The 19,980-nt window shown below is 65.2% G+C and carries 16 protein-coding genes; 4 read left to right on the top strand and 12 right to left on the bottom strand.

Annotated features, from left to right (window positions below):
• Nucleotides 1-565 precede the first annotated feature (565 nt).
• On the top strand, nucleotides 566-2,041 hold the full coding sequence (locus CIT40_RS14145; protein ID WP_094896554.1) for an FAD-binding oxidoreductase: 1,476 nt from the start codon (nucleotides 566-568) through the stop codon (nucleotides 2,039-2,041).
• A 128-nt stretch (nucleotides 2,042-2,169) separates the two neighbouring features.
• Here CIT40_RS14145 and CIT40_RS14140 read toward each other — a convergent pair whose 3' ends face one another.
• The 3 genes from CIT40_RS14140 to CIT40_RS14130 form a co-directional block, all read right to left on the bottom strand.
• Nucleotides 2,170-3,867: a GMC family oxidoreductase gene (locus CIT40_RS14140; RefSeq protein WP_094896553.1), complete on the bottom strand. Its 1,698-nt coding sequence runs from the start codon at nucleotides 3,865-3,867 to the stop codon at nucleotides 2,170-2,172.
• A gap of 225 nt (nucleotides 3,868-4,092) precedes the next feature.
• A complete protein-coding gene (locus CIT40_RS14135) occupies nucleotides 4,093-5,652 on the bottom strand; it encodes an acyl-CoA carboxylase subunit beta (RefSeq protein ID WP_094896552.1) in 1,560 nt (519 codons plus the stop codon).
• On the bottom strand, nucleotides 5,582-6,556 hold the full coding sequence (locus tag CIT40_RS14130; protein WP_094896551.1) for an IclR family transcriptional regulator: 975 nt from the start codon (nucleotides 6,554-6,556) through the stop codon (nucleotides 5,582-5,584). The genes CIT40_RS14135 and CIT40_RS14130 overlap by 71 nt, the downstream gene beginning before the upstream one ends.
• Nucleotides 6,557-6,927: 371 nt before the next feature.
• Between CIT40_RS14130 and CIT40_RS14125 the strand changes: the two genes are divergently transcribed.
• The 3 genes from CIT40_RS14125 to glsA all read left to right on the top strand — a co-directional run bounded on the left by CIT40_RS14125 (nucleotide 6,928) and on the right by glsA (nucleotide 12,186).
• Nucleotides 6,928-8,094, top strand: a complete 1,167-nt coding sequence (locus CIT40_RS14125; protein ID WP_094896550.1) for a TAXI family TRAP transporter solute-binding subunit — start codon at nucleotides 6,928-6,930, stop codon at nucleotides 8,092-8,094.
• Nucleotides 8,095-8,241: 147 nt separating this feature from the next.
• A complete protein-coding gene (locus tag CIT40_RS14120) occupies nucleotides 8,242-10,317 on the top strand; it encodes a TRAP transporter permease (protein WP_094896765.1) in 2,076 nt (691 codons plus the stop codon).
• A gap of 21 nt (nucleotides 10,318-10,338) precedes the next feature.
• The gene (gene glsA / locus CIT40_RS14115; RefSeq protein ID WP_094896549.1) at nucleotides 10,339-12,186 is read left to right on the top strand and encodes a glutaminase A; all 1,848 of its coding nucleotides are present in this window, start codon (nucleotides 10,339-10,341) and stop codon (nucleotides 12,184-12,186) included.
• Nucleotides 12,187-12,364: 178 nt separating this feature from the next.
• Here glsA and CIT40_RS14110 read toward each other — a convergent pair whose 3' ends face one another.
• From CIT40_RS14110 to CIT40_RS14070, 9 genes are all read right to left on the bottom strand, one after another.
• A complete protein-coding gene (locus tag CIT40_RS14110; protein WP_162307490.1) occupies nucleotides 12,365-12,667 on the bottom strand; it encodes a nucleoside triphosphate pyrophosphohydrolase family protein in 303 nt (100 codons plus the stop codon).
• 26 nt (nucleotides 12,668-12,693) lie between these two features.
• The gene (locus tag CIT40_RS14105) at nucleotides 12,694-13,221 is read right to left on the bottom strand and encodes a carboxymuconolactone decarboxylase family protein (RefSeq protein WP_094896547.1); all 528 of its coding nucleotides are present in this window, start codon (nucleotides 13,219-13,221) and stop codon (nucleotides 12,694-12,696) included.
• Nucleotides 13,222-13,726: 505 nt separating this feature from the next.
• Nucleotides 13,727-14,086 (bottom strand): Zn-ribbon domain-containing OB-fold protein, encoded by a 360-nt coding sequence (locus CIT40_RS14100; RefSeq protein WP_094896546.1) that lies wholly within the window; start codon nucleotides 14,084-14,086, stop codon nucleotides 13,727-13,729.
• A complete protein-coding gene (locus tag CIT40_RS14095; protein ID WP_094896545.1) occupies nucleotides 14,083-15,219 on the bottom strand; it encodes a thiolase family protein in 1,137 nt (378 codons plus the stop codon). Before CIT40_RS14095 ends, CIT40_RS14100 begins: the two co-directional genes overlap by 4 nt.
• A 164-nt stretch (nucleotides 15,220-15,383) precedes the next feature.
• On the bottom strand, nucleotides 15,384-16,583 hold the full coding sequence (locus tag CIT40_RS14090) for a CaiB/BaiF CoA transferase family protein (protein WP_094896544.1): 1,200 nt from the start codon (nucleotides 16,581-16,583) through the stop codon (nucleotides 15,384-15,386).
• A gap of 128 nt (nucleotides 16,584-16,711) precedes the next feature.
• Nucleotides 16,712-16,918, bottom strand: coding sequence for a hypothetical protein (locus tag CIT40_RS14085; protein ID WP_035674530.1), 207 nt, complete (start codon nucleotides 16,916-16,918; stop codon nucleotides 16,712-16,714).
• A 179-nt stretch (nucleotides 16,919-17,097) separates the two neighbouring features.
• Nucleotides 17,098-18,267, bottom strand: a complete 1,170-nt coding sequence (locus tag CIT40_RS14080) for an acetyl-CoA acetyltransferase (protein WP_094896764.1) — start codon at nucleotides 18,265-18,267, stop codon at nucleotides 17,098-17,100.
• 60 nt (nucleotides 18,268-18,327) lie between these two features.
• On the bottom strand, nucleotides 18,328-18,978 hold the full coding sequence (gene eda / locus CIT40_RS14075; RefSeq protein ID WP_094896543.1) for a bifunctional 4-hydroxy-2-oxoglutarate aldolase/2-dehydro-3-deoxy-phosphogluconate aldolase: 651 nt from the start codon (nucleotides 18,976-18,978) through the stop codon (nucleotides 18,328-18,330).
• A 24-nt stretch (nucleotides 18,979-19,002) separates the two neighbouring features.
• On the bottom strand, nucleotides 19,003-19,971 hold the full coding sequence (locus CIT40_RS14070) for a sugar kinase (RefSeq protein ID WP_094896542.1): 969 nt from the start codon (nucleotides 19,969-19,971) through the stop codon (nucleotides 19,003-19,005).
• Nucleotides 19,972-19,980: the final 9 nt, after the last annotated feature.

Below are 19,980 nucleotides of genomic sequence, written 5' to 3'. Positions count from 1 at the left end.
CCGGGGAGCGATGCACTATTGCCCCCGTCGCCTTGCGGATGACTGATGTCCCGACCCGGTTGGGCCGCGACATCACCACAGACTTGACGCACAGACCCCGGGCGTCAGGACCACACGATTTTGCCGCCGCGCACATCCCCGCCCCTGTCTCCGATGGCTGGCGTGCGCTCGCCACCGGGACCGAACGAGGAAGCTGTCAGCGCCGTGTCGTACCGCGCGTGCCGCTGCTCACGAGGATTCCCCGCCCTGCAGCCTGCCCAGCGCGCCGACGCCGTCGCGGCCACCGCTTCCCGGCCCGCGTCTCGTGACGATCGCGAAACGCCCCTTGCGGCGGGCGGGATGGGCAAGTCATACGGTATATCCGAATTCTTGTAAAGCGAAATTATGAGTTGAAGCGGGCCCCGCCACTGAATCGCGAAAACAACCCCATGCACAGTAGCCGGATCACTCGCCACCGGCTCGAGATTCGAGACATCTTGCCGTTAGACTCCCCGCGCCAAACGTGAACAATAGAAGGGCACGTCACGTGCGCAGTGCACAGCAAGATGCGCCAGAGGAAACGAAAATGCCGGCTGCCTTCCCGTCGTCCGATCCCGCCATTCCGACCGCTCCCTTGACCGCCGAGATGCGCGATGCGTTGCGCGCAATCGTGGGTGAGAAGGGCCTCATCGAGGACGAGCACGGCAAGCGGCCGTTCGTGACGGATTGGCGGGGATTGCTGGTGGGCGGTGCCGGCGCCGTCGTCCGGCCCGGCAGCACAGAGGAAGTCGCGAAAGTGGTCCGGCTTTGCCATCAGCACGGCATCGCCATCGTGCCGCAGGGTGGCAACACCGGCCTGATGGGTGGGGCCACGCCGTGGCCCGCGCACACCGGCATCGTGCTGTCGCTCGGCCGCATGAACCGCGTGCTGGACGTCGATCCCGTCGGCTACACCATGACGGTCGAGGCCGGCTGCGTGCTGCAGACGCTGCAGGAGACGGCAAGCCGGCACGACAGGTTCCTGCCGCTCAGCCTCGGCGCCCAGGGCTCGTGCATGATCGGCGGCAATTTGTCGACCAATGCCGGCGGCGTGCAGGTGCTGCGCTATGGCAATGCCCGCAATCTCGTGCTGGGGCTCGAGGTCGTGCTGCCCAGCGGCGAGGTCTGGGACGGATTGCGTGCGCTGAAGAAGGACAACACCGGCTACGACCTCAAGCACCTCTTCATGGGGGCCGAAGGCACGCTCGGCATCATCACCAAGGCCGTGCTCAAGCTGTGGCCGGCGCCCAAGGACGTCTGCACCGCGTGGCTGGCGATCCGCGACCCCCGCGCGGCGCTGGAGATCCTGTCGGAAGCCCATAGCGCGTCAGAGGACAATGTCGGCTCCTGCGAGTTGATGAGCCGCGCCGCAGTGGACATGGTGCTTCGGCACATTCCCGGCACGCAGGATCCGCTGAAGGCGGACACGCCTTGGTACCTGCTGCTGGAATGGTCGTCCGCGCGGGCGCGCCAGGACGGCGCGGAGGGCATGTCCGAGAAGATGGAGCAGTTTCTCGCCGATCAACTCGAGGCCGGCCGCGTGCTCGATGCGGTGATCGCCCAGACCGGAAACCAGTCGCGCAACATGTGGCGCATCAGGGAAAGCGTTGCCGAAGCCTCACGGGCCGAGGGACCGGGGATGAGCTTCGACATTTCGGTCGCCATCTCCAGCATTCCGGAGTTCATCGCGCGTGGGCTCGAGGCCGCGCTCGACATTCTCCCGACCATCCGGCCCTACCCGTTGGGACACATCGGCGACGGCAATCTGCATTTCTCGTTCATGGGGCCATCAGGAATGGACCAGCAGACGCTGGCGCAATACAAGGGCGCCATCACGCGCGCGGTGAACGACCTCGTCACCTCCCTGGGCGGCTCGATCTCCGCCGAGCACGGCATCGGCATCGACAAGCTCGACGAGCTCAGCCACTACCGCTCGAAGACCGAGCTCGACATCATGCGGACCATCAAGCGCGCTCTCGATCCGCAGAATATCATGAATCCCGGCAAAGTGCTGCGGCTGTAGGCCCGCTGTCATTGCGAGCGCAGCGAAGCAATCCAGACTCGTCCTGCGGCGGCTGTCTGGATTGCTTCGTCGCTTCGCTCCTCGCAATGACGACCTCACGCGGTGTCGCCGCGCGTGTCCGTCCCGGCCTACTGCATGATCGCAGCCGCGATCTTCTCCGCCGACATCAGCACCGGAAAATTGGTGTTGGCGCACGGCACCACCGGGAAGATCGAGGCATCGACGACGCGCAGGCCCTGGACGCCCCTGACGCGTCCCTGATTGTCGACCACGGCCATGGGATCATCGGCCCGGCCCATGCGGCATGAGCAGGAGGCGTGCCAGACGCCTATGGTTGCCTTGCGCACGAAAGCTTCCAGCGCCTCGTCGTCGTTGATCACCTGATCGAAGGTAAACCCTTCGACCACGAAATTGTCGATCATGTAGTGACGCAGCGCCGCCGGTCCGTCCATCAGCGTGGCGGCGATCTTGGTCAGGATCCTGTTCTTGTTGTTGACCACGCCGATCTTGCGGACCTTGTCGGTATAGGCGGCCGGGAACGGCTTGTCCGTCACCTTCTTCACGATGTCGCTCATCTGGATGGCCGCCATCTTGCGGAAGCCGCTCATCAGGCGATCGAGATCGCGCCGGTCGGACAACAGATTGAACTCGACGATTGGCTCCGCGGTGGGATCGCGCGAGGCCAGCTTGACCTGGCCGGTCTCCGAATAGGTCTTGTTGACGAAGGTCAGCAGCGAGCCGATCTGCTCGCCGACCGCGTGCCAGGCCGATTTGGAGAGCAGGACGACGAACATGTCGCCCTTCGGCACGCCCTCGAGACCGGAGGAATAGCGCAGGCCGAGCTGCATGTGGCGCCTGGTATGCTCGTTCATGCGCGCGCCGCGGCGGACAAAGGACGACAGCGAGATCGAGGGATGATCCATCAGGCGCTGCCCGACGCCGGGCAGTCCCATCAGCACGGGAATGCCCATATCCTTGAGGTGACCCACCGGCCCGATGCCGGCACGGAGCAGATGCGCGGGCGAATGAATCGCGCCGCTGGAGAGGATGATCTCGCGGCCCCGGAATTCCTGCTCGCGTCCGTTCACCACGGCTTTCACGCCGACGCATTGCGTGCCTTCGAACAGCAGCTCGCGGACTTGCGTGTTGGTAGAGATGGTGAGATTGGCGCGCTGGCGGGTGTCGCGGTCGAGATATCCCATCGCGGCCGAGACGCGTTGCTCGGCCTGGTTCGAATGCGTCACCGGGAAGAAGCCGTCGACGAACTCGCCGTTCTGATCCGGCAGGAACTGATGGCCGGCCTGCTGGAAGGCATCGGCGAAGGCCTGCGAGTGCTTGGTCCAGTGCTCGCGCGGGATGCGGCGGACCGGGATCCTGCCGTCCTTGCCGTGGTAGGGGCCGTCGAAATCGAGGTCGCGCTCGACTTTCTTGAAGAACGGCAGCACGTCGTTCCAGCGCCAGCCCTCGGCGCCGCGCGCGTCCCATTCGTCGTAATCGGTCGGCGCGCCGCGGTTGGCCATCTGGCCGTTGATCGACGAGCCGCCGCCGAGCACGCGCGCCTGCTCGTATTTGCGTAAAGGGGGGCGGGCTTCGTTCGGATTGTTGTGGCTGACGACCTGGGTCGTGACCTTGAGCTCGGTCCAGTGGAAGCGCGGATCGAAATAGGCCGTGCCCGGATAGCTGTCCCTGATCTCGGCCGGCTCGTTGCCGGGCGGCGTGTCCTGCCCGGCTTCGCACAGCAGGACCTTGTTGGCACTCTTCGCCGAAAGCCTGTGGGCCAGCACGGATCCCGCCGAGCCGCCGCCCACGATGATGAAGTCATACACGATTGGCGTTTCCTGTTGTTCTTGTTTCAGAGAGAATAGCTCGGCATTGCGAAGCGATGGAAGACTTGATTGCGTCTATCGACCCGTCATCCTGAAGCGCTCGCGCGGCGAGCCTCGAAGGATGCACGGCCCCGATGCAGCCGGGCCGTCGTCCTTCGAGGCTCGTCCTGCGTTGCAGGACGAGCACCTCAGGATGACGGTGATAGAGTTGTGCTTCGGGCGCGCCTACGGCCTGATCGAAAAATTCTCCGGCGGCCCCGCTTTCCGCAGCGGCTCGGCGAGACGCGCGAATTCGCACAGCAGCGACCTCGTCTTGCGGGGATCGATGATCTCCTCGACCCAGAATTTCTCGGCCGAGCGGAACGGCGAGCGCAGCTTGTTGAGGCGCTCCTGGATTTCCTCCAGCTTGGCCGCCTTGTCCTCGGCCGCGTCGATGTCGGCGCGGTAGGCGGCCTCGATGCCGCCCTCGAGCGGCAGCGAGCCCCAATAGGCCGAAGGCCAGGCGTAGCGGATCGAGAAGCGGTCGGCCGGCTGGTGCACGACACCGGCAACACCGAACGCGTTGCGCAGGATCACGGTGCACCAGGGCACGGTGGTCTGGTTCACTGCGGCCATGACGCGGACGCCGTGACGGATGGTCGCCGCCTTCTCGGCATCCAGACCGATCATGAAGCCGGGGCAATCCATGAGATAGACGACCGGCAGATGGAAGGTCTCGGCGAAGTCGACCCAGCGCACCACCTTCTGGCAGGCATCCGCCGTCCAGGAGCCGCCATAGTGGAAGCTGTCGCTGGCGAGCAGAAGCACCGCCCTGCCTTCGAGCCGGGCGAGGCCGACGATGATGGGCTTGCCGAAATTCTTTCCGACCTCGAAGAACGAACCCCTGTCGACGACCGACTCGATGATCGGGCGCATCTTGTAGACCTGCTTGCGGTTGCGCGGCACCGCCTTCATCAGCGCTTCGTCGCTGCGTTCAGGGTTGTCGGCGCAGGGCAAGGTCGGCGGCAGCTCGTAAACCGACGACGGCAGATAGGACAGGAAGCGCCGTGCGCAGGCGAAGGCCTCTTCCTCGGTGTCGACGGCATGATCGACCGCGCCGGCGCGGGTCTGGATGTCGGCGCCGCCGAGCTCCTCCTTCGAGAGGTCCTGCCCCAGCGCCTTCACCACCGGCGGGCCGGCGACGAACATCGCGGACTTCCGCGTCATGATCGAATAATGGCTGGCGGCAAGCCGCGCGGCGCCGAGCCCTGCAACCGAGCCGAGACCGAGAGCGACCACCGGCACGCGCGACAGGTTCTCCGTCGTGAAGCGATACCAGCGCGTGCCGCCGATGCCGCCCGGCAGGTTGGCTGCGCCCTTGGTCTCGATGGTCTTGACCGAGCCGCCGCCGCCGGAGCCCTCGATGATACGGACGATGGGCAGGCGGAGATCGTGCGCCATCTCCTCCGCCATCAGCGGCTTTGCGGAGATCGACGCATCCGCCGAACCGCCGCGGACCGTGAAATCGTCGCCGACCACGACCACGGTGCGGCCGTCGACGCGCGCGCGGCCGAACACGCAGTTCGCCGGCGTCAGTTTCTGCAACTCGCCGCTGGAATCGTACTCGCCGATGCCGGAGACGGCACCGATCTCGTGAAAGCTGCCTCGATCAGTGAGCTTGTCGATACGCTCCCGAACAGTCAGCCGGCCCTGGTCATGCTGTCGCTTGACCTTGTCAACGCCGCCCATCTCCCGCGCGAAGGCTTCGCGCCGGGCGAGCTCGTCGAGTTCCGGCTTCCAGTTCATTCACGCCCTCCGAATTGATCGGCTTGTTATTGTTGTGCACGGCCATTGCGACCGGTTTACGCGAGATGCGGTTGTTGAAGGCGTCGCCTTCCGCGCCCTCCATCAGGCTGCCGAGCGAACGGCCGAGCTCGAGCATCAAGGGTGCGACTTCGGCATGCAGCCGCTGCTCGTCATACATCGTGGACAGAAGGCCGATCGTGATGACGACGAAGGTCTGGTACTGCGGCGACCAGATCGGCACCGCGAGCCCGTTGATGTGCGGGCTCCACAGGCCGCAGGCCACGACATAGCCGCGCTCGCGCAACATCCGCCGGTTGGCCTCGATGCGGGGCTTCAGGATCTTGGCGGCCTCGGGCGCTTCGCGTTCGACGTCCGCGATGAAGGCATCGCCGATCTCCGGCGCCAGCGCGGCGGTGTAGGCCGCACCCGCGGCGGTCGAGGCCATCGAGATGCGGCTGCCGGTGCCCTCGTGCAGGCCGAGCGCGGCCGCCGAGCGTGCGAACTGCAGATAGACCAGATGGAAGCGGTCGGGCACGACGAAGCCGACGGTGCCAGGCAGCTGCTCGGCGACTTCCTGCAGCCGTTGCCGGATCATGCTGCGCAGCTGCGCGCCCTTCATCATCGAAGCGCTCATCGCCACCGCACTCGGACCGATCCGATACTTCTGATCACGCGGCAGATAGACCAGCTGGCCCATCCGCGTCAGTGTGTGCGTGAGCCGCGACACCGTCGAGCGCGGCAGGCCGCAGCGATTTGAAATCTCGAGATTGCCGAGCCTGGCCTCGTGGCCCTCGAAGCATCGCAACACGTCGAACGCGCGCGAGACCACCTGGATGACATCACCCTCACCGGCATCGCCAGCGAGCACGCCTTGCTTACTCAACCGCTCGGATCGTCTTCCCATGTTCCCTACCGTCTGTTCCGCTGTGCGGAATTAAATTCCACTTGGAGACGACGCTACCTCACTCATTTTGCAACGACAACAAAAAGGGATGGCATGCCAGAAATTAAGATCGTCGCGGACGCCGCCGTGCGCATCTGCGCAGCTCCCGCGCAAGTTGGAGGAACCGCTGCGGATGGCAATGAAATTGAAATCGTCGCGAGCTGACTGCGTTATCCGTCGCGTCCGCGGCAATCTGTCAGTCTCATTCCTGCATGCGCGGTACAGCGTTGCCATTGCCTGATGCGGATGACATGATCCGTCTCAAACAAAACTCTGTTTCAAACAAAGAACGAAAATCTTCGCGGCGAACGCGGAGATCATTGGAGGGAAACATGCTTCGTGGGCTGCTCATGCTCGCGCCTGCCTTGGTGGCCGGCATTTCTTTTGCGTCTACACGCTATTCGTTCGCCGAGGACATCAAGCTGCCGGCGACGTTGACGTTCACCGCCTATGACACCGGAACTGCCGGCTTTAACATCGCCGTCGGCGTCGGCAAGATGATGAAGGACAAATACGGCACCGACGTGCGCGTGCTGCCCGCAGGCAACGACGTCGCCCGCCTCGCGCCGCTGCGCGCCAAGCGCGCCGCCTCCTCGGCGATGGGATCCGGCACCTACTTCGCGCAGGAGGGCATGTTCGAGTTCGGCGCGAAGGAATGGGGCCCGCAGCCGCTCCAGATCCTGCTGTCGACCGTCGACTGCAATTGCGGCTCGCTCGGCGTCGCCGCCGACACCGGCGTGAAGGAGCTGAAGGACCTCAAGGGCAAGCGTGTCGGCTTCGTGGTCGGCTCGCCCGCGCTGAACCAGAACTCGCTCGCCGTGCTCGCGTTCGCCGGGCTGACGCAGAAGGACGTCAAGGCCGTCGAGTTCGCAAGCTACGGCGCGATGTGGAAAGGGCTGATCAACAACGACGTCGATGCCGCTTTCGGCACCACCATCACCGGCCCCGCCAAGGAAGCCGAGTCCTCGCCGCGCGGCCTGATCTGGCCGCCGCTGCCCGCCAAGGACAAGGAAGGCTGGGCGCGGATGCAGAAGGTCGGCTCGTTCTTCTTCCCGCAGACGGCGACCTGCGGGGCTGGCATCTCGCCGGACAAGCCGGTCGAACTCGGCAACTACCCCTACCCGATCTTCGTCGCCTACGCATCGCAGCCGGCCGACCAGGTCTATGCGATCACCAAGGCGATGATCACGAATTACGACGCCTACAAGGATTCGGCGCCTGGCGCCGGCGGGCTCGCGGCCAATCGTCAGACCAAGAACTGGGTGGTGCCCGTGCATCCCGGCTCGGTGAAAGCGCTGAAGGAAGCCGGGCAATGGAGCGATGCGCAGGAAGCGCACAACAACGGACTGATCAAACGGCAAGAGGTGCTCGGCGCGGCATGGACGGAGTACGGCAAGTCCAACCCGCCGTCGGACGACAAGGCATTCCTCGATGGCTGGATGAAGGCGCGCGCGGCGGCGCTTGCGAAAGCCGACATGCCGAACGGGTTCGAGGATTAGGACGCGATGTTGCTTGGGTTGATGTCTGCCGCACGAGAAGTGCGCCCCCTCTCCCGCTGGCGGGAGAGGGGGCGCCCGCGGCGCGAGCAATTCAAACAACAGCCATTCGCCTAGTCTGCGTTCAACAGCCCACACTCGGGATCGATGATGTCTTCTGTTTCCACCTCAATCGCCCCGCAGGACGAGCCCAAGCGGGTCGTGTTCGACGATCCCCACGGCGCGGCCGGCAACATGCAGGAAGCCGAGGTCACGCGCGTGCGCACGTTGCGCGGCGCCTGGCGCTGGACTCTGGTGGCGGCGACCGCGGCGACGATCCTGCTCTGCATCAACCAGCAATTCTCGCTGCGATTCTTCATCGGCTACACCCAGCTCAACACGGAATATTTCTATCTCCTGATCGCGTTGATGCTGCCGTTCACGTTCGTGATCTTTCCGGCCTCCGAGCGCGCCCCGCTCGACCGGATTCCCTGGTACGACCTCGTCCTGTTCGTCGCGACGTTCGCCGCGGCGCTGCTCCTGATGTCGAGCGTACGCAAGGCGGCGGAGGCCGGCTGGGAATTCGGCGGTGCGCCGAACAACGTGATCGCCGCGGGCCTCGTGATGTGGGCGATGCTGATGGAGGCGCTGCGGCGCACCGGCGGCTGGAGCCTGCTGTTGAGCGTGCTCCCCTTCACCGTCTATCCGCTGTTCGCCGAATCCGGCTGGCTCGGGCCGTTTCGCGGCACGCAATCGACACTGGAGCAGGCAACCGCCTATCACGTGCTGTCGGGCGAAAGCCTGCTCGGCATCCCCATTCAGGCCTTCGCCGACACCGTGATCGGCTTTCTGGTGTTCGGCACCGCGCTGATGATGACCGGCGCCGGAAAGTTCTTCATCAACCTCGCTTTCGCGCTGTGCGGCACCTTCCGCGGCGGCGCCGCGAAAGTCTGCATCTTCGCCAGCGGCCTGCTCGGCATGATGTCGGGCTCGATCATCTCCAACGTGCTGACCGCGGGCACCATGACCATTCCCGTGATGAAGAAGAGCGGTTTCCGCGCCTCCTATGCCGGCGCGATCGAGGCCTGCGCCTCGACCGGCGCGGTGCTGGCGCCGCCGGTGATGGGCGCGACCGCCTTCGTGATCGCGCAGTTCCTCAATGTCAGCTACGCCGACGTCGCGCTCGCCGCGATCATTCCGGCCGTGCTCTACTACATCGGGCTGTTCATGCAGGTCGATTCCTACGCCGCGCGCCACGGGCTGAAGGGCATTCCGCGCGCCGAGTTGCCGCGGATCATGGATACGATCAAGGACGGCTGGTACTACGTCTTCGTCATCGCCTTGCTGATCGTGATGCTGCTCTACTTCAAGCGCGAGAGCCACGCACCGTTCTACGCGACCGCGCTTCTGCTGGTGCTCAACCAGCTCTTCTCCAAGGACACGCGCTGGACCTTTGCGACCATCGGCAAATTCCTGGAGGTCAACGGCCGCACCTTCGTCGAGCTGGTCGGCATTCTCGCCGGATGCGGCCTCCTGATCGGCGCATTCTCGATGACCGGCGTGGTGTCGAGCCTTGCCAACGATCTCCTGCACATTGCTGGCGACAATCCCTTCCTGCTGCTCGGCATGTGCGCTCTCACCAGCCTGATCCTCGGCCTCGGGCTGACGACGACCGCCTGCTACATCTTCCTCGCCATCCTGGTCGCGCCCGCGCTGGAGAAGCTCGGGCTGAACAGGATGGCGGTGCACATGTTCATCTTCTATTGGGGGATGCTGTCGTCGATCACGCCGCCGGTCGCGATCGCCTCCTTTGCCGCGGCCGGCATTGCCGGCTCACCGGCGATGAAGACGGGCTGGGAGTCGATGTGGGTCGGCAGCATCATCTATTTCATCCCGTTCTTCTTCGTGCTCAATCCGGCGCTGGTGCTGCAAGGACCGAGCCCGTATCTGGCCGGCCTCGGCCTGATGGGACTCGCTGCGTTCGGCACGCTGTTCATCTGCAGCGGCATCCAGGGCTACCAGCCCTTCGTCGGGGATCTGCGCGGCGCAGGCAGCCTGGAATGGCCGATCCGCGTGCTGCTGGTGATCGGCGGCTTCGTGGTGGCGACGCCGGGCGGCGGGATCATGCCGCTGTCGCAGATACAGGTGACGCTGCTCGGCCTTGGCATCCTCCTGCCCACGGTTCTGATCGCCCTGCTGCTGGTCCGACGGCAGACCATGGTGCCGAACGGGTTGCGCATACCCTGATTGCGTTGCACAAGAGAGGCGATGACCCCGCTCTCGCCTCCCGCCGCCGCCTGGATCCGCTCGAAGCCGCCTTTGCTGCGGTTTCTGGACAATTGCCTCAACGAATTCTCTGCTGAAACTTCAGGCAGCGTCGCCGATTACATTCCCGAACTGAGCAAGGCTGATCCTGCCTGTTTTGGCATCAGCCTCGCGACACTGGACGGCCATGTCTACGAAGTCGGCGACACCAGGGTGCCCTTCACCATCCAGTCGATGTCGAAGCCGTTCGTGTTCGCGCTGGCGCTGGACCTGCTCGGCGCAGGCCTGGTCGAGAGTGCGATCGGCGTCGAGCCGTCGGGAGATCCCTTCAATTCGATCCGGCTCAATGCCGAAAACCATCCGTTCAACCCGATGGTCAATGCCGGCGCGATCGCCTGTACGGGCTTGATCTACGACAGCAAGGGGCCCGAGGCCTTCGAGCAGATCCGCCTCGCGCTGAGCCGCTTCGCAGGCCGCGATCTCACCGTGGACGAAGCCGTCTACGTCTCTGAGAGCCAGACCGGCGACCGAAACCGCGCCATCGGCTACCTCCTGAAGACCAACGCGGTGATCTCCGACAATGTGGCAGGTGTCCTCGACGTCTATTTCCGGCAATGCGCGGTGCTGGTCACCGCGCGCGACATCGCGGTGATGGCGGCAACGCTCGCCAATCGCGGCGTCAATCCGGTCACGGGCGAGCAGGTACTGAGCGCCTACGCGATCTCCCGCACGCTGTCGGTGATGACCTCGTCAGGCATGTACGACTATGCCGGCGAATGGATCTACCGGATCGGCATCCCCGCCAAGAGCGGCGTCGGCGGCGGCATCCTCGCCGCGCTCCCCGCTCGCCTCGGGCTCGGCAGCTATTCGCCGAAGCTCGACAAGCACGGCAACAGCGTGCGTGGCATCAAGGTCTGCGAGGCGTTGTCGGCGCATTACGACCTGCACATGCTCAACCGCAGCGACGACGCCCGCAACGCCGTCATCGCCGACTACGACATCGGCAAGAGCCCGTCACGCCGCGTACGCCGGCCGCAGGAGCGCGAGATCCTGGCCGCCCATGAGCAGGAGGTGCGGATCATCGAGCTGGTCGGCACGCTGTCGCTGTCGGCGGTCGACTACGTCTCCCGGCGGCTCGCCGCCCGGCCCCGTCCCCAATTCGTGATCTTCGATCTGCACCGCGTCACCTCCACCACGCGCGCCGGCGCGCGGCTCGTCGCCGAGGCGTTCGAGGAGCTCGCCGCACTCAACGTCACGGTGGTGCTGTCAGGCGTCAGGCGCGCATCCAGGGAGTGGGATACGTTGCGGGAATGGACGGCCGAGCTGAAGAACGTCCGCGACTTCTATCTGCTCGACACCGCGATCGAATGGGCGGAAGACCAGATCGTCTATCGCTACGGCGGCTCGATCGACTTCCACGAGACCACCGAGCTTGCCGAGCAGCCGCTGCTCGAAGGCCTCGGCGAGGACGAACTGACGGACCTCGCCTCGATCTGCACCATCCGCACCTATCAGTCCGGCACCAAGATTCTCACCACGGGCGATCCCGCCGATTCCCTGTTCTTCCTGCGCAGCGGTGCCGTGCACGTCACACTTCCCGACGGCGTGCGGCTCGCGACGCTGACGGCAGGCATGGCGTTCGGCGAGATGGCGCTGCTGGAGTCGACGCGCTCGGCCGACGTCTTCGCCGACATGGCAGCGACCGCCTACGAAGTGCCGCTGAAGGCGTTCGAACGCTTCCGCAAGCAGCACCCGCGCGCCAGCGAGCGCATCATGCGCAACTTGGCGCAATTGCTGGCCGATCGCCTGATCGTGGCGAATGCGAAGGTGGACATCCTGACGTCGACGTGAGCGCACGCCTCATCCTTCGAGACGACCGCTCCGCGGTCTCCTCAGGATGAGGCTAAGGAACATCGGAGCTCGTCGAAATTGCTGCCGCGCACTCCAGTCCTCATCCTGAGGGCCCGCCACCGGCGGGCGTCTCGAAGGATGGCCCACAGGGAGGTGGTCGGTCGCCCCCTACCCAGCCTCAGCGGCTCGCCGCTTCGCCGAGCCGCCGCTTGATCTTCGCCGCGCTCTTCTCCAGCAGCTCGGACGGTGTCTGGCCGGTCGCGGCACACAGGCAGGCCCAGTAGTAGACGACATCGCCGAGCTCATCGACGAGTCCCGCCTTGTCGAGCCAGTCATCGCGCAGCAGCTTCTTGATGTGCTCGGCCACCTCGCCGGATTCACCGGCAAGGCCGAGCCCGAGATAGGACAGAAGCTCGTTGGAGGGACGTTCGTCGACTTTGGCAATGGTTGCGGCCCAGGCCGCATATTCGTCGATCGTCATCGGCATCCCTCGCCGCATGTTTGGGTTCAGCCCACCACTTCGGTGACGGGCTGGTGATCGATCTCGAACGTCTCCAGGAATTTCGAGGTCATGATGTAGAAGCCGACCGAGAGCTGCAGCTCGACCAGCGCGGCCGGCGTCAGTTTCGCTGCGATCGCCTTGAAGGTCGCATCCGTCGGCTTCCTCAGCTTGACGATCTCGTCGGTGAAGGCGAGCGCGGCGCGCTGGATCTCGTCGAAGCAGGTCGCGGCCTGCCAGTTCTCGAGTGCTTCGTTCTGCGCGTCGGTGACGCCGACATTCTTGCCGATCCGCTTGTGCGCGACGATCTCATACGGCGCCTCGCACAGGATGCCGGTGCGGGTGATCGCAAGCTCGCGGACAACAGGATCGAGTTCGCCCTTGTGGCGGATGGCGCCGCCCAAGCGGCAGTACTGCTCGAAGTAGCTCGGCGAGTGCGCCATCATGCGGAAGATGTTGGCGTTGCGGTTCTTGTCGAGAATTTCGCGGGTGCGATCGGATGCCTTGGACGGGTCGCTGTAGTTGATGCGGGCCATGATTTTCCTGAAGTTTTCCCTGAGCTTTTGATGCTTTTTGTCGCCAGCGGCGAAAGTTCCACGAAACTCTATTCTTGCGCGTCCTTGGGAGCAACAACATCGAGTCAAAATGCCGCCGCATTGCTGATCGACCCTGAGACAGTCGATATTCGCCGCGTGGGGACAAATCGCGGTGAGTACTCGCAAATGGGGTGTTCCGAGTAAAACAATTGGCCGTCGGGTGCGCTAGCCGCACAACGATGAGTCACGCCCAAGTCTAGGGAGAAAATGGATGAAGGAAGCCACCAAGGGGGCGGCCTCGGGAGCGCTCGCGCATATGCTGGCGGTGACAGCGATGCTCGTCATCGCCAGCATCTTGTTCTACGGGCGTTGAGTTGGAGTTTTGAAGTTTTCGTCATTCCGGGGTGGCCCTTCCGGGACCGCGCAAAGCGCGGGCCTGGCGGGCCAGGCCCAGAATACCCGTTCCAGGCTCGGTCCTATGACCGCCCCCGAATGACGAATCCACTTACGTTTCCTTCGTGAAGAACGGCACGAGCTTGCCGGCAAACGGCTTGAAGCCCGCCACGACCGAATCGCCGATCGCGAGATCATTCTCGCCGTGAGCCATCATACGAAATCCTTCTGCGCAATCGACCAGCAAGATGTTGTACGGCACGTGCGCGCGCGTCTCGGGCGTCGCGGCCCGGCAGACCAGCGAGGTCGCATAGACCGTGCCCTTGCCGCTGGCGCGCTGGTCGCGCGGATTCGATTCGCCACACACCGCGCAGAAGGCGCGGTGGAAATACTGCACATGGCCGCAGGCGCCGCAGGCCTGGTAGGTGATGGCCTCCCCGCCCCTGGTCCAGTCCACGATCCGCTCACTCATCGCACCCGCTCCAGGAACATGCTCACATGCGACGACAGCACGCCGCCGTCGCCATGCAGCAGCGCGATCGAAGCATCGCGCACCTGGCGGGTCGCCGCCCGCCCCGTCATCTGCAAATGCGCCTCGACCAGATGCGCCATCGCGCCGCCGACGCCGCAATGGCCATAGCTGAGCAGGCCGCCATGGGTGTTCAGCGGCATCTCGCCGTCGCGGCTGAAATGGCCTGATCGCACGCGGGCTGCGGCCTCGCCGCGGCCGGCGAGGCCGAGGTCTTCCAGCAGCATTGCGAGCGTTATGGTAAAACTGTCGTAGATTGCGGCGTAGCGCACGTCGGATATCGCGAGGCCGGAAACTTCCTTGGCGCGCGCGATGGAGATTTCCGCGCCGGGCTCGCTGAGTGCCGGCGCCGCCGTGACATGCTGATGCGTGTGGGCCTGGGCGCAGCCGCGGATGCGGACGCCGGCTTCACCGGTCCGCTCGCGGCTGATGATAAAAGCCGCGCCGCCGTCGGACACCGGGCAGCAATCGAGCAGTTTCAGCGGCAACGCCACCGGCTTCGAGGCCATGATTTCGGCGACCGTGATGGGATCGTGGAATTGCGCGCCGGGATGGGTGCAGGCGTGGGCGCGCATCAGCACGGCGAATTCGGCCAGGTCCTCTTCGGTCACGCCGTATTCGTGCATATAGCGCGTGGCGACGAGGCCGTAATAGGCGGGGATGGTCGGCCCCAGCGGCACCTCGTAATCGGGATGGCCGACCTGTGCGAGCGCCTGGATCGAGGCATCGCGGCTCTGCCCGGTCAGGCGGTTCTCACCGGCGACGACGAGCACGTTGCGCGCGACGCCCGATGTGACGAGGTGATGCGCGAGCATCGTCATCGCAAGGCCTGTGGCGCCGCCGACCTGCACTACGTGGGCGTAAGACGGGCGAATGCCAAAGTGCTCGGCGAACACGGTCGCCAGCATGATGTGGGGCGAGACGGTGGAATAGCCGCAAAGGATGCCGTCGATGTCGGAGCGCTTCAGGCCTGCGTCGTCGAGCGCGGCTTGTGCCGCCTTGCTCATCAGGTCGAGCGAGGACGAGCCTTCATGCTTGCCGAACGGCGTGAGGCCGACGCCGGTGATGAAGCTCATGTTCTCTCCTCCTCGTCGTTCCGGGGCGGCCCGGAGGGTCGAGCTACGATGCGCAATTGCGCATCTGAGAATCCATCGAGCGGCATGCGCGGAGCATAGATGGATTCCGGGCTCGCGACTTCGTCGCGCCCCGGAATGACGGATGAGAGAGCTAAAGTCATTCCCTACTCCGGCACTGATCGCGTGACGCCGTCGCGGACCATGGCGGCGATCTCGCCTGGGGAGTAGCCAATCTCACCAAGAATCTCCGCGCCGTGCTCGTTCAGCCGCGGCGCCAACCGCACCGGCTCGGCCTCCGTCTCCGACCAGCTCGCCGTCACCTTCATGCTGCGGATCGGCCCCTCGGTCGGGTGGGTCACGACCGGGAAGAACTTCGTCGCCTCCAGATGCTCGTCGTGGAGCACACCCTGTAAATCGTGCATCGGCATGACAGGCACGTCGGCCTTGGTGAGCAGGTCGATCCACTCGGCGGTGGGGCGCGTCTCGAAGATGCGCGCGAGCTCGGCATAGACGACATCGATGTTGGCGGCGCGGCCGGCGAAGGTCGCGAATTTGGGATCGGCGCGCAGATCATCACGCGCCGTCGCCTTGAAGAAATTCTCCCACTGCTTGTCGTTGTAGACGATGACGCTGAGATAGCCGTCCGAGGTCTTGTAGGGCCTGCGGTCGCGCGAGAGGTGGCGGGCATAGCCGCCCTTGTCGAGCGGCGGCTCGTAGGTGAGCCCGCCCATGTGGTCGCCCATGACGAAGCCCGCCATGGTCTCGAACATCGGGATGTCCAGACGCTGGCCGCGGCCGGTGCGGTCCCGGTGCACCAGGCTGGCGCAGATCGCGCCGACCGCGGTGAGGCCGACGATGCGGTCGACCAAGGCGTTCGGCACATAGCGTGGCACGCCGTCGCCGGTCTGCGCCATCAGCGCGGGAAGCGCCGTGGCGCCCTGGATCAGATCGTCATAAGCGGGCTTTGCCGCATAAGGTCCGTCCTGGCCGAAGCCGAACACGCCGGCATAGACGAGGCGCGGATTGATCGCGGAGACGACGTCGTAGCCGAGCTGAAGCCGCGCCATCGCCTGCGGACGGACGTTGTAGACCAATACGTCGGCGTCCTTCAGTAGCCGCAGCACGGCCTCGCGGCCCGCGGGCTTCTTGAGATCGAGACAGATCGAGCGCTTGCTGCGGTTGGTGTTGAGGAACACCGGGCCCATGCCGGCGTGGCGCATCGGGCCGATCAGGCGGGTAACGTCGCCCTCGAGCGACTCCACCTTGATGACATCGGCGCCGTAGTCCCCGAGCATCTGGGTCGCGTAAGGCCCCATCAGCACGGTGGTCATGTCGATGACCTTGATGCCCTTCAGCGGCCCCATTCGTTCACTCCCGATTGCGCGGGAGCCAAGGCGTGGCCCCGCGATTTCGGTCCAGCTAAGGGCAGCGGTGCCGCACGCGCAAGGGCGGCCCGCGTATGGCCGCATGCGTAGCGCGGTGATATCGGCCGCTATTTCTTCTGGCGGGATTCGCGGATCTTGAGCAGCCGGTCGAGCTCTTCGTTCTGCTGGCTGATCCGGTCGGCGATACGCGACTCGTTCTGCTCGCCTGAAGCGGCCGCCGCCTGCTCGATCAGCTGCCTGATATTGTCCTCGAGGATCGCGATGCGATCGTTGAGGGCGTCCATCGACAGCGAGTCTTCGTAATCAGTGCTCATGATGCATTCCCTGCAAGTCAGTCAGGAGCATTAAGGCGAGCCGAGGCCGGTCCACCATGATTTAACGCAAAGATCGTAGGATGGATTAGCCGCAGGCGTAATCCACCAACCCTGTCTCCGCAGAGACGAAAGAGGTGGGTCACGCCTGCGGCTAACCCACCCTACAAGGCTACGAGAGCCTACTTCAAGGGCTCCAGCACGGAGACGTAGTTGGCGACTGCGGCGCCGCCCATGTTGAAGATGCCGCCGAGCTTGGCGTTCTTGAGCTGCATGCCCTCGGGGGCCTGGCCTGCGAGCTGCATTGCGGTCATCACATGCATGGAAACGCCGGTGGCGCCGATCGGATGGCCCTTGGACTTCAGGCCGCCGGACGGATTGACCGGCAGCTTGCCGTCCTTGAGCGTCCAGCCTTCCTTGATGGCGCGGGCGCCCTGCCCCCTCGGCGTCAGGCCCATCGCTTCGTATTCGATCAGCTCGGCCACCGTGAAGCAGTCATGGGTCTCGACGAAGGAGAGATCGTTGAGCGTCACGCCGGCCTGCTCCAGCGCGCGCTGCCAGGCGACGGTGCAGCCCTCGAACTGGAGGATGTCTCGCTTGGACATCGGCAGGAAGTCCTGGGCATGCGCGGTGGCGCGGAAACCGATCGACTTGGTCATGCCCTTGGCGGTCTCGGCGTCAGCCAGGATCAGCGCCGCAGCGCCGTCGGAGACCAGCGAGCAATCGGTGCGCTTCAGGGGACCGGCAACGAAAGGATTCTTCTCGCTCTCGGCGCGGCAGAAGTCGAAGCCGAAATCCTTGCGCATCTGGGCGAAGGGATTTGCGACGCCGTTCTTGTGGTTCTTGGCCGCGATCAGCGCCAGCGCGTCGGACTGGTCGCCGTATTTCTGGAAGTAGGAGCTGGCGATCTTGCCGAACACGCCGGCAAAGCCGCCGACGGTGTCGCTGTCCTCGGGCAGGTAGGACGCCTTGAGCAGATTCTTGCCGATCTCGGGGCCCGGCGTGCGCGTCATCTGCTCGACGCCGACGACCAGGACGATCTTGGCGGCGCCCGCGGCGATCGCGCGCAGGCCCTGGTGCACGGCGGCGGAGCCGGTGGCGCAGGCGTTTTCGACCCGGGTCGCCGGCTTGAAGCGCAGCTTCGGGTCAGCCTGCAGCACCAGCGAGGCGGTAAAATCCTGCGCCGAGAAGCCGGCGTTGAAATGGCCGAGCACGATCTCGTCGACGTCGGACGCCGAAATGCCGGCATCGGCCATCGCCTCATTGGCGACGCGGGTGACGAGGCTCTCGACGGTCTCGGTGTCGAACTTGCCGAACGGCGTATGCGCCCATCCGACGATGCTGGCGGTCATGGTCATCTCTCCCTGGGGGTCTCTTCCTGAGCTAAGTCTTAGCTCAGGGATGGCAAGACTTCACGCGGGTTTCAGGGCCTTGAGGGTGCGCTGGCAGATGGCAGTTATGCCGGCCCAGTTCCCGGCCTTGATCTCGGCGGCCGGGCACAGCCAGGAACCGCCGACGCAGACCACGTTGGACTCGGCGAGCCAGCTCGCCGCATTGGCCTCGCCGATGCCGCCGGTCGGGCAGAACCGCACGTTCGGGAACGGTCCGCCGAGCGAACGGAGGCCCTTGATGCCGCCGGCCTGCTCGGCCGGGAAGAACTTTGCGACGTCGAAGCCGTGCGACAGCGCCATCATCAGCTCGGACGCCGTGGCAATGCCCGGCGCGAACGGCAGGGAGCTGTGGGCTGCGGCCTTGAGGAGATCCGGGGTCAGGCCCGGGCTGATGGCGAAGGCGACGCCGAGCTTCTCGACACGGACGAAATCGGCCGGATTGAGGATCGTGCCGATGCCGACCACCGCCTCGGGGACTTCGGCCATCATCGCCCGCGCCGCCTCGATCGCAACGGGCGTGCGCATGGTCACCTCCAGCGTGCGGACGCCGCCGGCGACCAGCGCACGCGCCAGCGGGACGGCATCCTGGATGCGCTCGATGGTGAGCACGGGGATCACGGTCGCCGCCTTGAACAGCGCGGCAAGGTGGTTCTGTTGGGCGGTCGTGGTCATGGGTCTCGATCTTTATTTGGTCGTTCACTTGGTGGCTTGACGCGGGGCCCCCGGCCGGTGCCGTTTCTTCGGCGGCATGGCATAGCCCGGAATGATGGCGCCGGCATAGCAGATCACGACGCTGGCGAGGCGATGCCCGGCCTGGGCGGCCTCGACCGGGTCGGAACCGGCGAGCCGGGCCGCGATATAAGCCGCGGCAAAGCTGTCGCCGGCCGCCGTGGTGTCGACCACAGGGTTGGTCATCGGTTCGGCGCGGACCTCATGGGTGGTCCCCGGAAAACGCAGCAGGCTGACGGGTTCGGCGAGGCGGAACACCAGCTCCGGCGTCGGGATGCGCGCCATCAGCTGATCGTTGCTTTCGCCGGGATAGAGCGCGAGCAGGTCCTCGGTCGAGGTCAGCACGATGTCGGCGGCCGCGAAGGCCGCATCGAACACCTCGCGGGCGACGTCGCGATCAGGCCAGCCGCGTGCGCGAAAATTGGTGTCGAACACGAAGCGGGTGCCGAGCAGGCGCGCGCGCTTGATCGCCGCGAACAGGCGCTCGCGCCCGGGAGCGTCGTAGATCGAGAGCGTGATCGCGGAGAGATAGATGATGTCGTAGCTCATCAGCGAGTTGAGCAGCTCGCCGGTCTCCGGCAGGCTCATCAGCAGCCGCGCCGCCGCGCTGTCGCGCCAGTGGAAGAACTGGCGTTCCCCCTTTGCATCCGTCTGAATCATGTAGAGGCCGGGCAGCTTGCCCGCGAGCCGCACGACGCGGCGTGTGCCGACGTTCTCCGCGGTCCAGGCCGCGATCATCTCGTCGCTCAGAGCATCGTCGCCGAGCGCGGTGAGATAGTCGACCTTGACCTCCAGCCGCGCCAGATAGACGGCGGTGTTGAGGGTATCACCGCCGAAGCCGCGCGAGTACAGACCGCCGCCCTGCCCGGCAGATGCGCCACTTTGCGCCTGCCTGAGCTCGACCATGCATTCGCCGATGCAAGCAACGCTCGCCATCTCGGAGAC

The organism is Bradyrhizobium amphicarpaeae, assembly GCF_002266435.3.
GTDB classification, from domain to species: Bacteria; Pseudomonadota; Alphaproteobacteria; order Rhizobiales; family Xanthobacteraceae; genus Bradyrhizobium; species Bradyrhizobium amphicarpaeae.
This window is presented reverse-complemented; position numbering and strand designations above follow the sequence as displayed.

What these genes read in the sequence shown, in the direction of transcription:
- CIT40_RS14095 (WP_094896545.1), bottom strand. Translation starts at nt 15,219, where the DNA reads ATGAGCTTCATCACCGGCGTCGGCCTCACGCCGTTCGGCAAGCATGAA.
- CIT40_RS14105 (WP_094896547.1), bottom strand. Translation starts at nt 13,221, where the DNA reads ATGGCCCGCATCAACTACAGCGACCCGTCCAAGGCATCCGATCGCACC.
- CIT40_RS14070 (WP_094896542.1), bottom strand. Translation starts at nt 19,971, where the DNA reads ATGGCGAGCGTTGCTTGCATCGGCGAATGCATGGTCGAGCTCAGGCAG.
- CIT40_RS14130 (WP_094896551.1), bottom strand. Translation starts at nt 6,556, where the DNA reads ATGGGAAGACGATCCGAGCGGTTGAGTAAGCAAGGCGTGCTCGCTGGC.
- CIT40_RS14135 (WP_094896552.1), bottom strand. Translation starts at nt 5,652, where the DNA reads ATGAACTGGAAGCCGGAACTCGACGAGCTCGCCCGGCGCGAAGCCTTC.
- CIT40_RS14125 (WP_094896550.1), top strand. Translation starts at nt 6,928, where the DNA reads ATGCTTCGTGGGCTGCTCATGCTCGCGCCTGCCTTGGTGGCCGGCATT.
- glsA (WP_094896549.1), top strand. Translation starts at nt 10,339, where the DNA reads ATGACCCCGCTCTCGCCTCCCGCCGCCGCCTGGATCCGCTCGAAGCCG.
- CIT40_RS14110 (WP_162307490.1), bottom strand. Translation starts at nt 12,667, where the DNA reads ATGACGATCGACGAATATGCGGCCTGGGCCGCAACCATTGCCAAAGTC.
- CIT40_RS14080 (WP_094896764.1), bottom strand. Translation starts at nt 18,267, where the DNA reads ATGACCGCCAGCATCGTCGGATGGGCGCATACGCCGTTCGGCAAGTTC.
- CIT40_RS14090 (WP_094896544.1), bottom strand. Translation starts at nt 16,583, where the DNA reads ATGGGGCCGCTGAAGGGCATCAAGGTCATCGACATGACCACCGTGCTG.
- CIT40_RS14100 (WP_094896546.1), bottom strand. Translation starts at nt 14,086, where the DNA reads ATGAGTGAGCGGATCGTGGACTGGACCAGGGGCGGGGAGGCCATCACC.
- CIT40_RS14145 (WP_094896554.1), top strand. Translation starts at nt 566, where the DNA reads ATGCCGGCTGCCTTCCCGTCGTCCGATCCCGCCATTCCGACCGCTCCC.
- eda (WP_094896543.1), bottom strand. Translation starts at nt 18,978, where the DNA reads ATGACCACGACCGCCCAACAGAACCACCTTGCCGCGCTGTTCAAGGCG.
- CIT40_RS14085 (WP_035674530.1), bottom strand. Translation starts at nt 16,918, where the DNA reads ATGAGCACTGATTACGAAGACTCGCTGTCGATGGACGCCCTCAACGAT.
- CIT40_RS14120 (WP_094896765.1), top strand. Translation starts at nt 8,242, where the DNA reads ATGTCTTCTGTTTCCACCTCAATCGCCCCGCAGGACGAGCCCAAGCGG.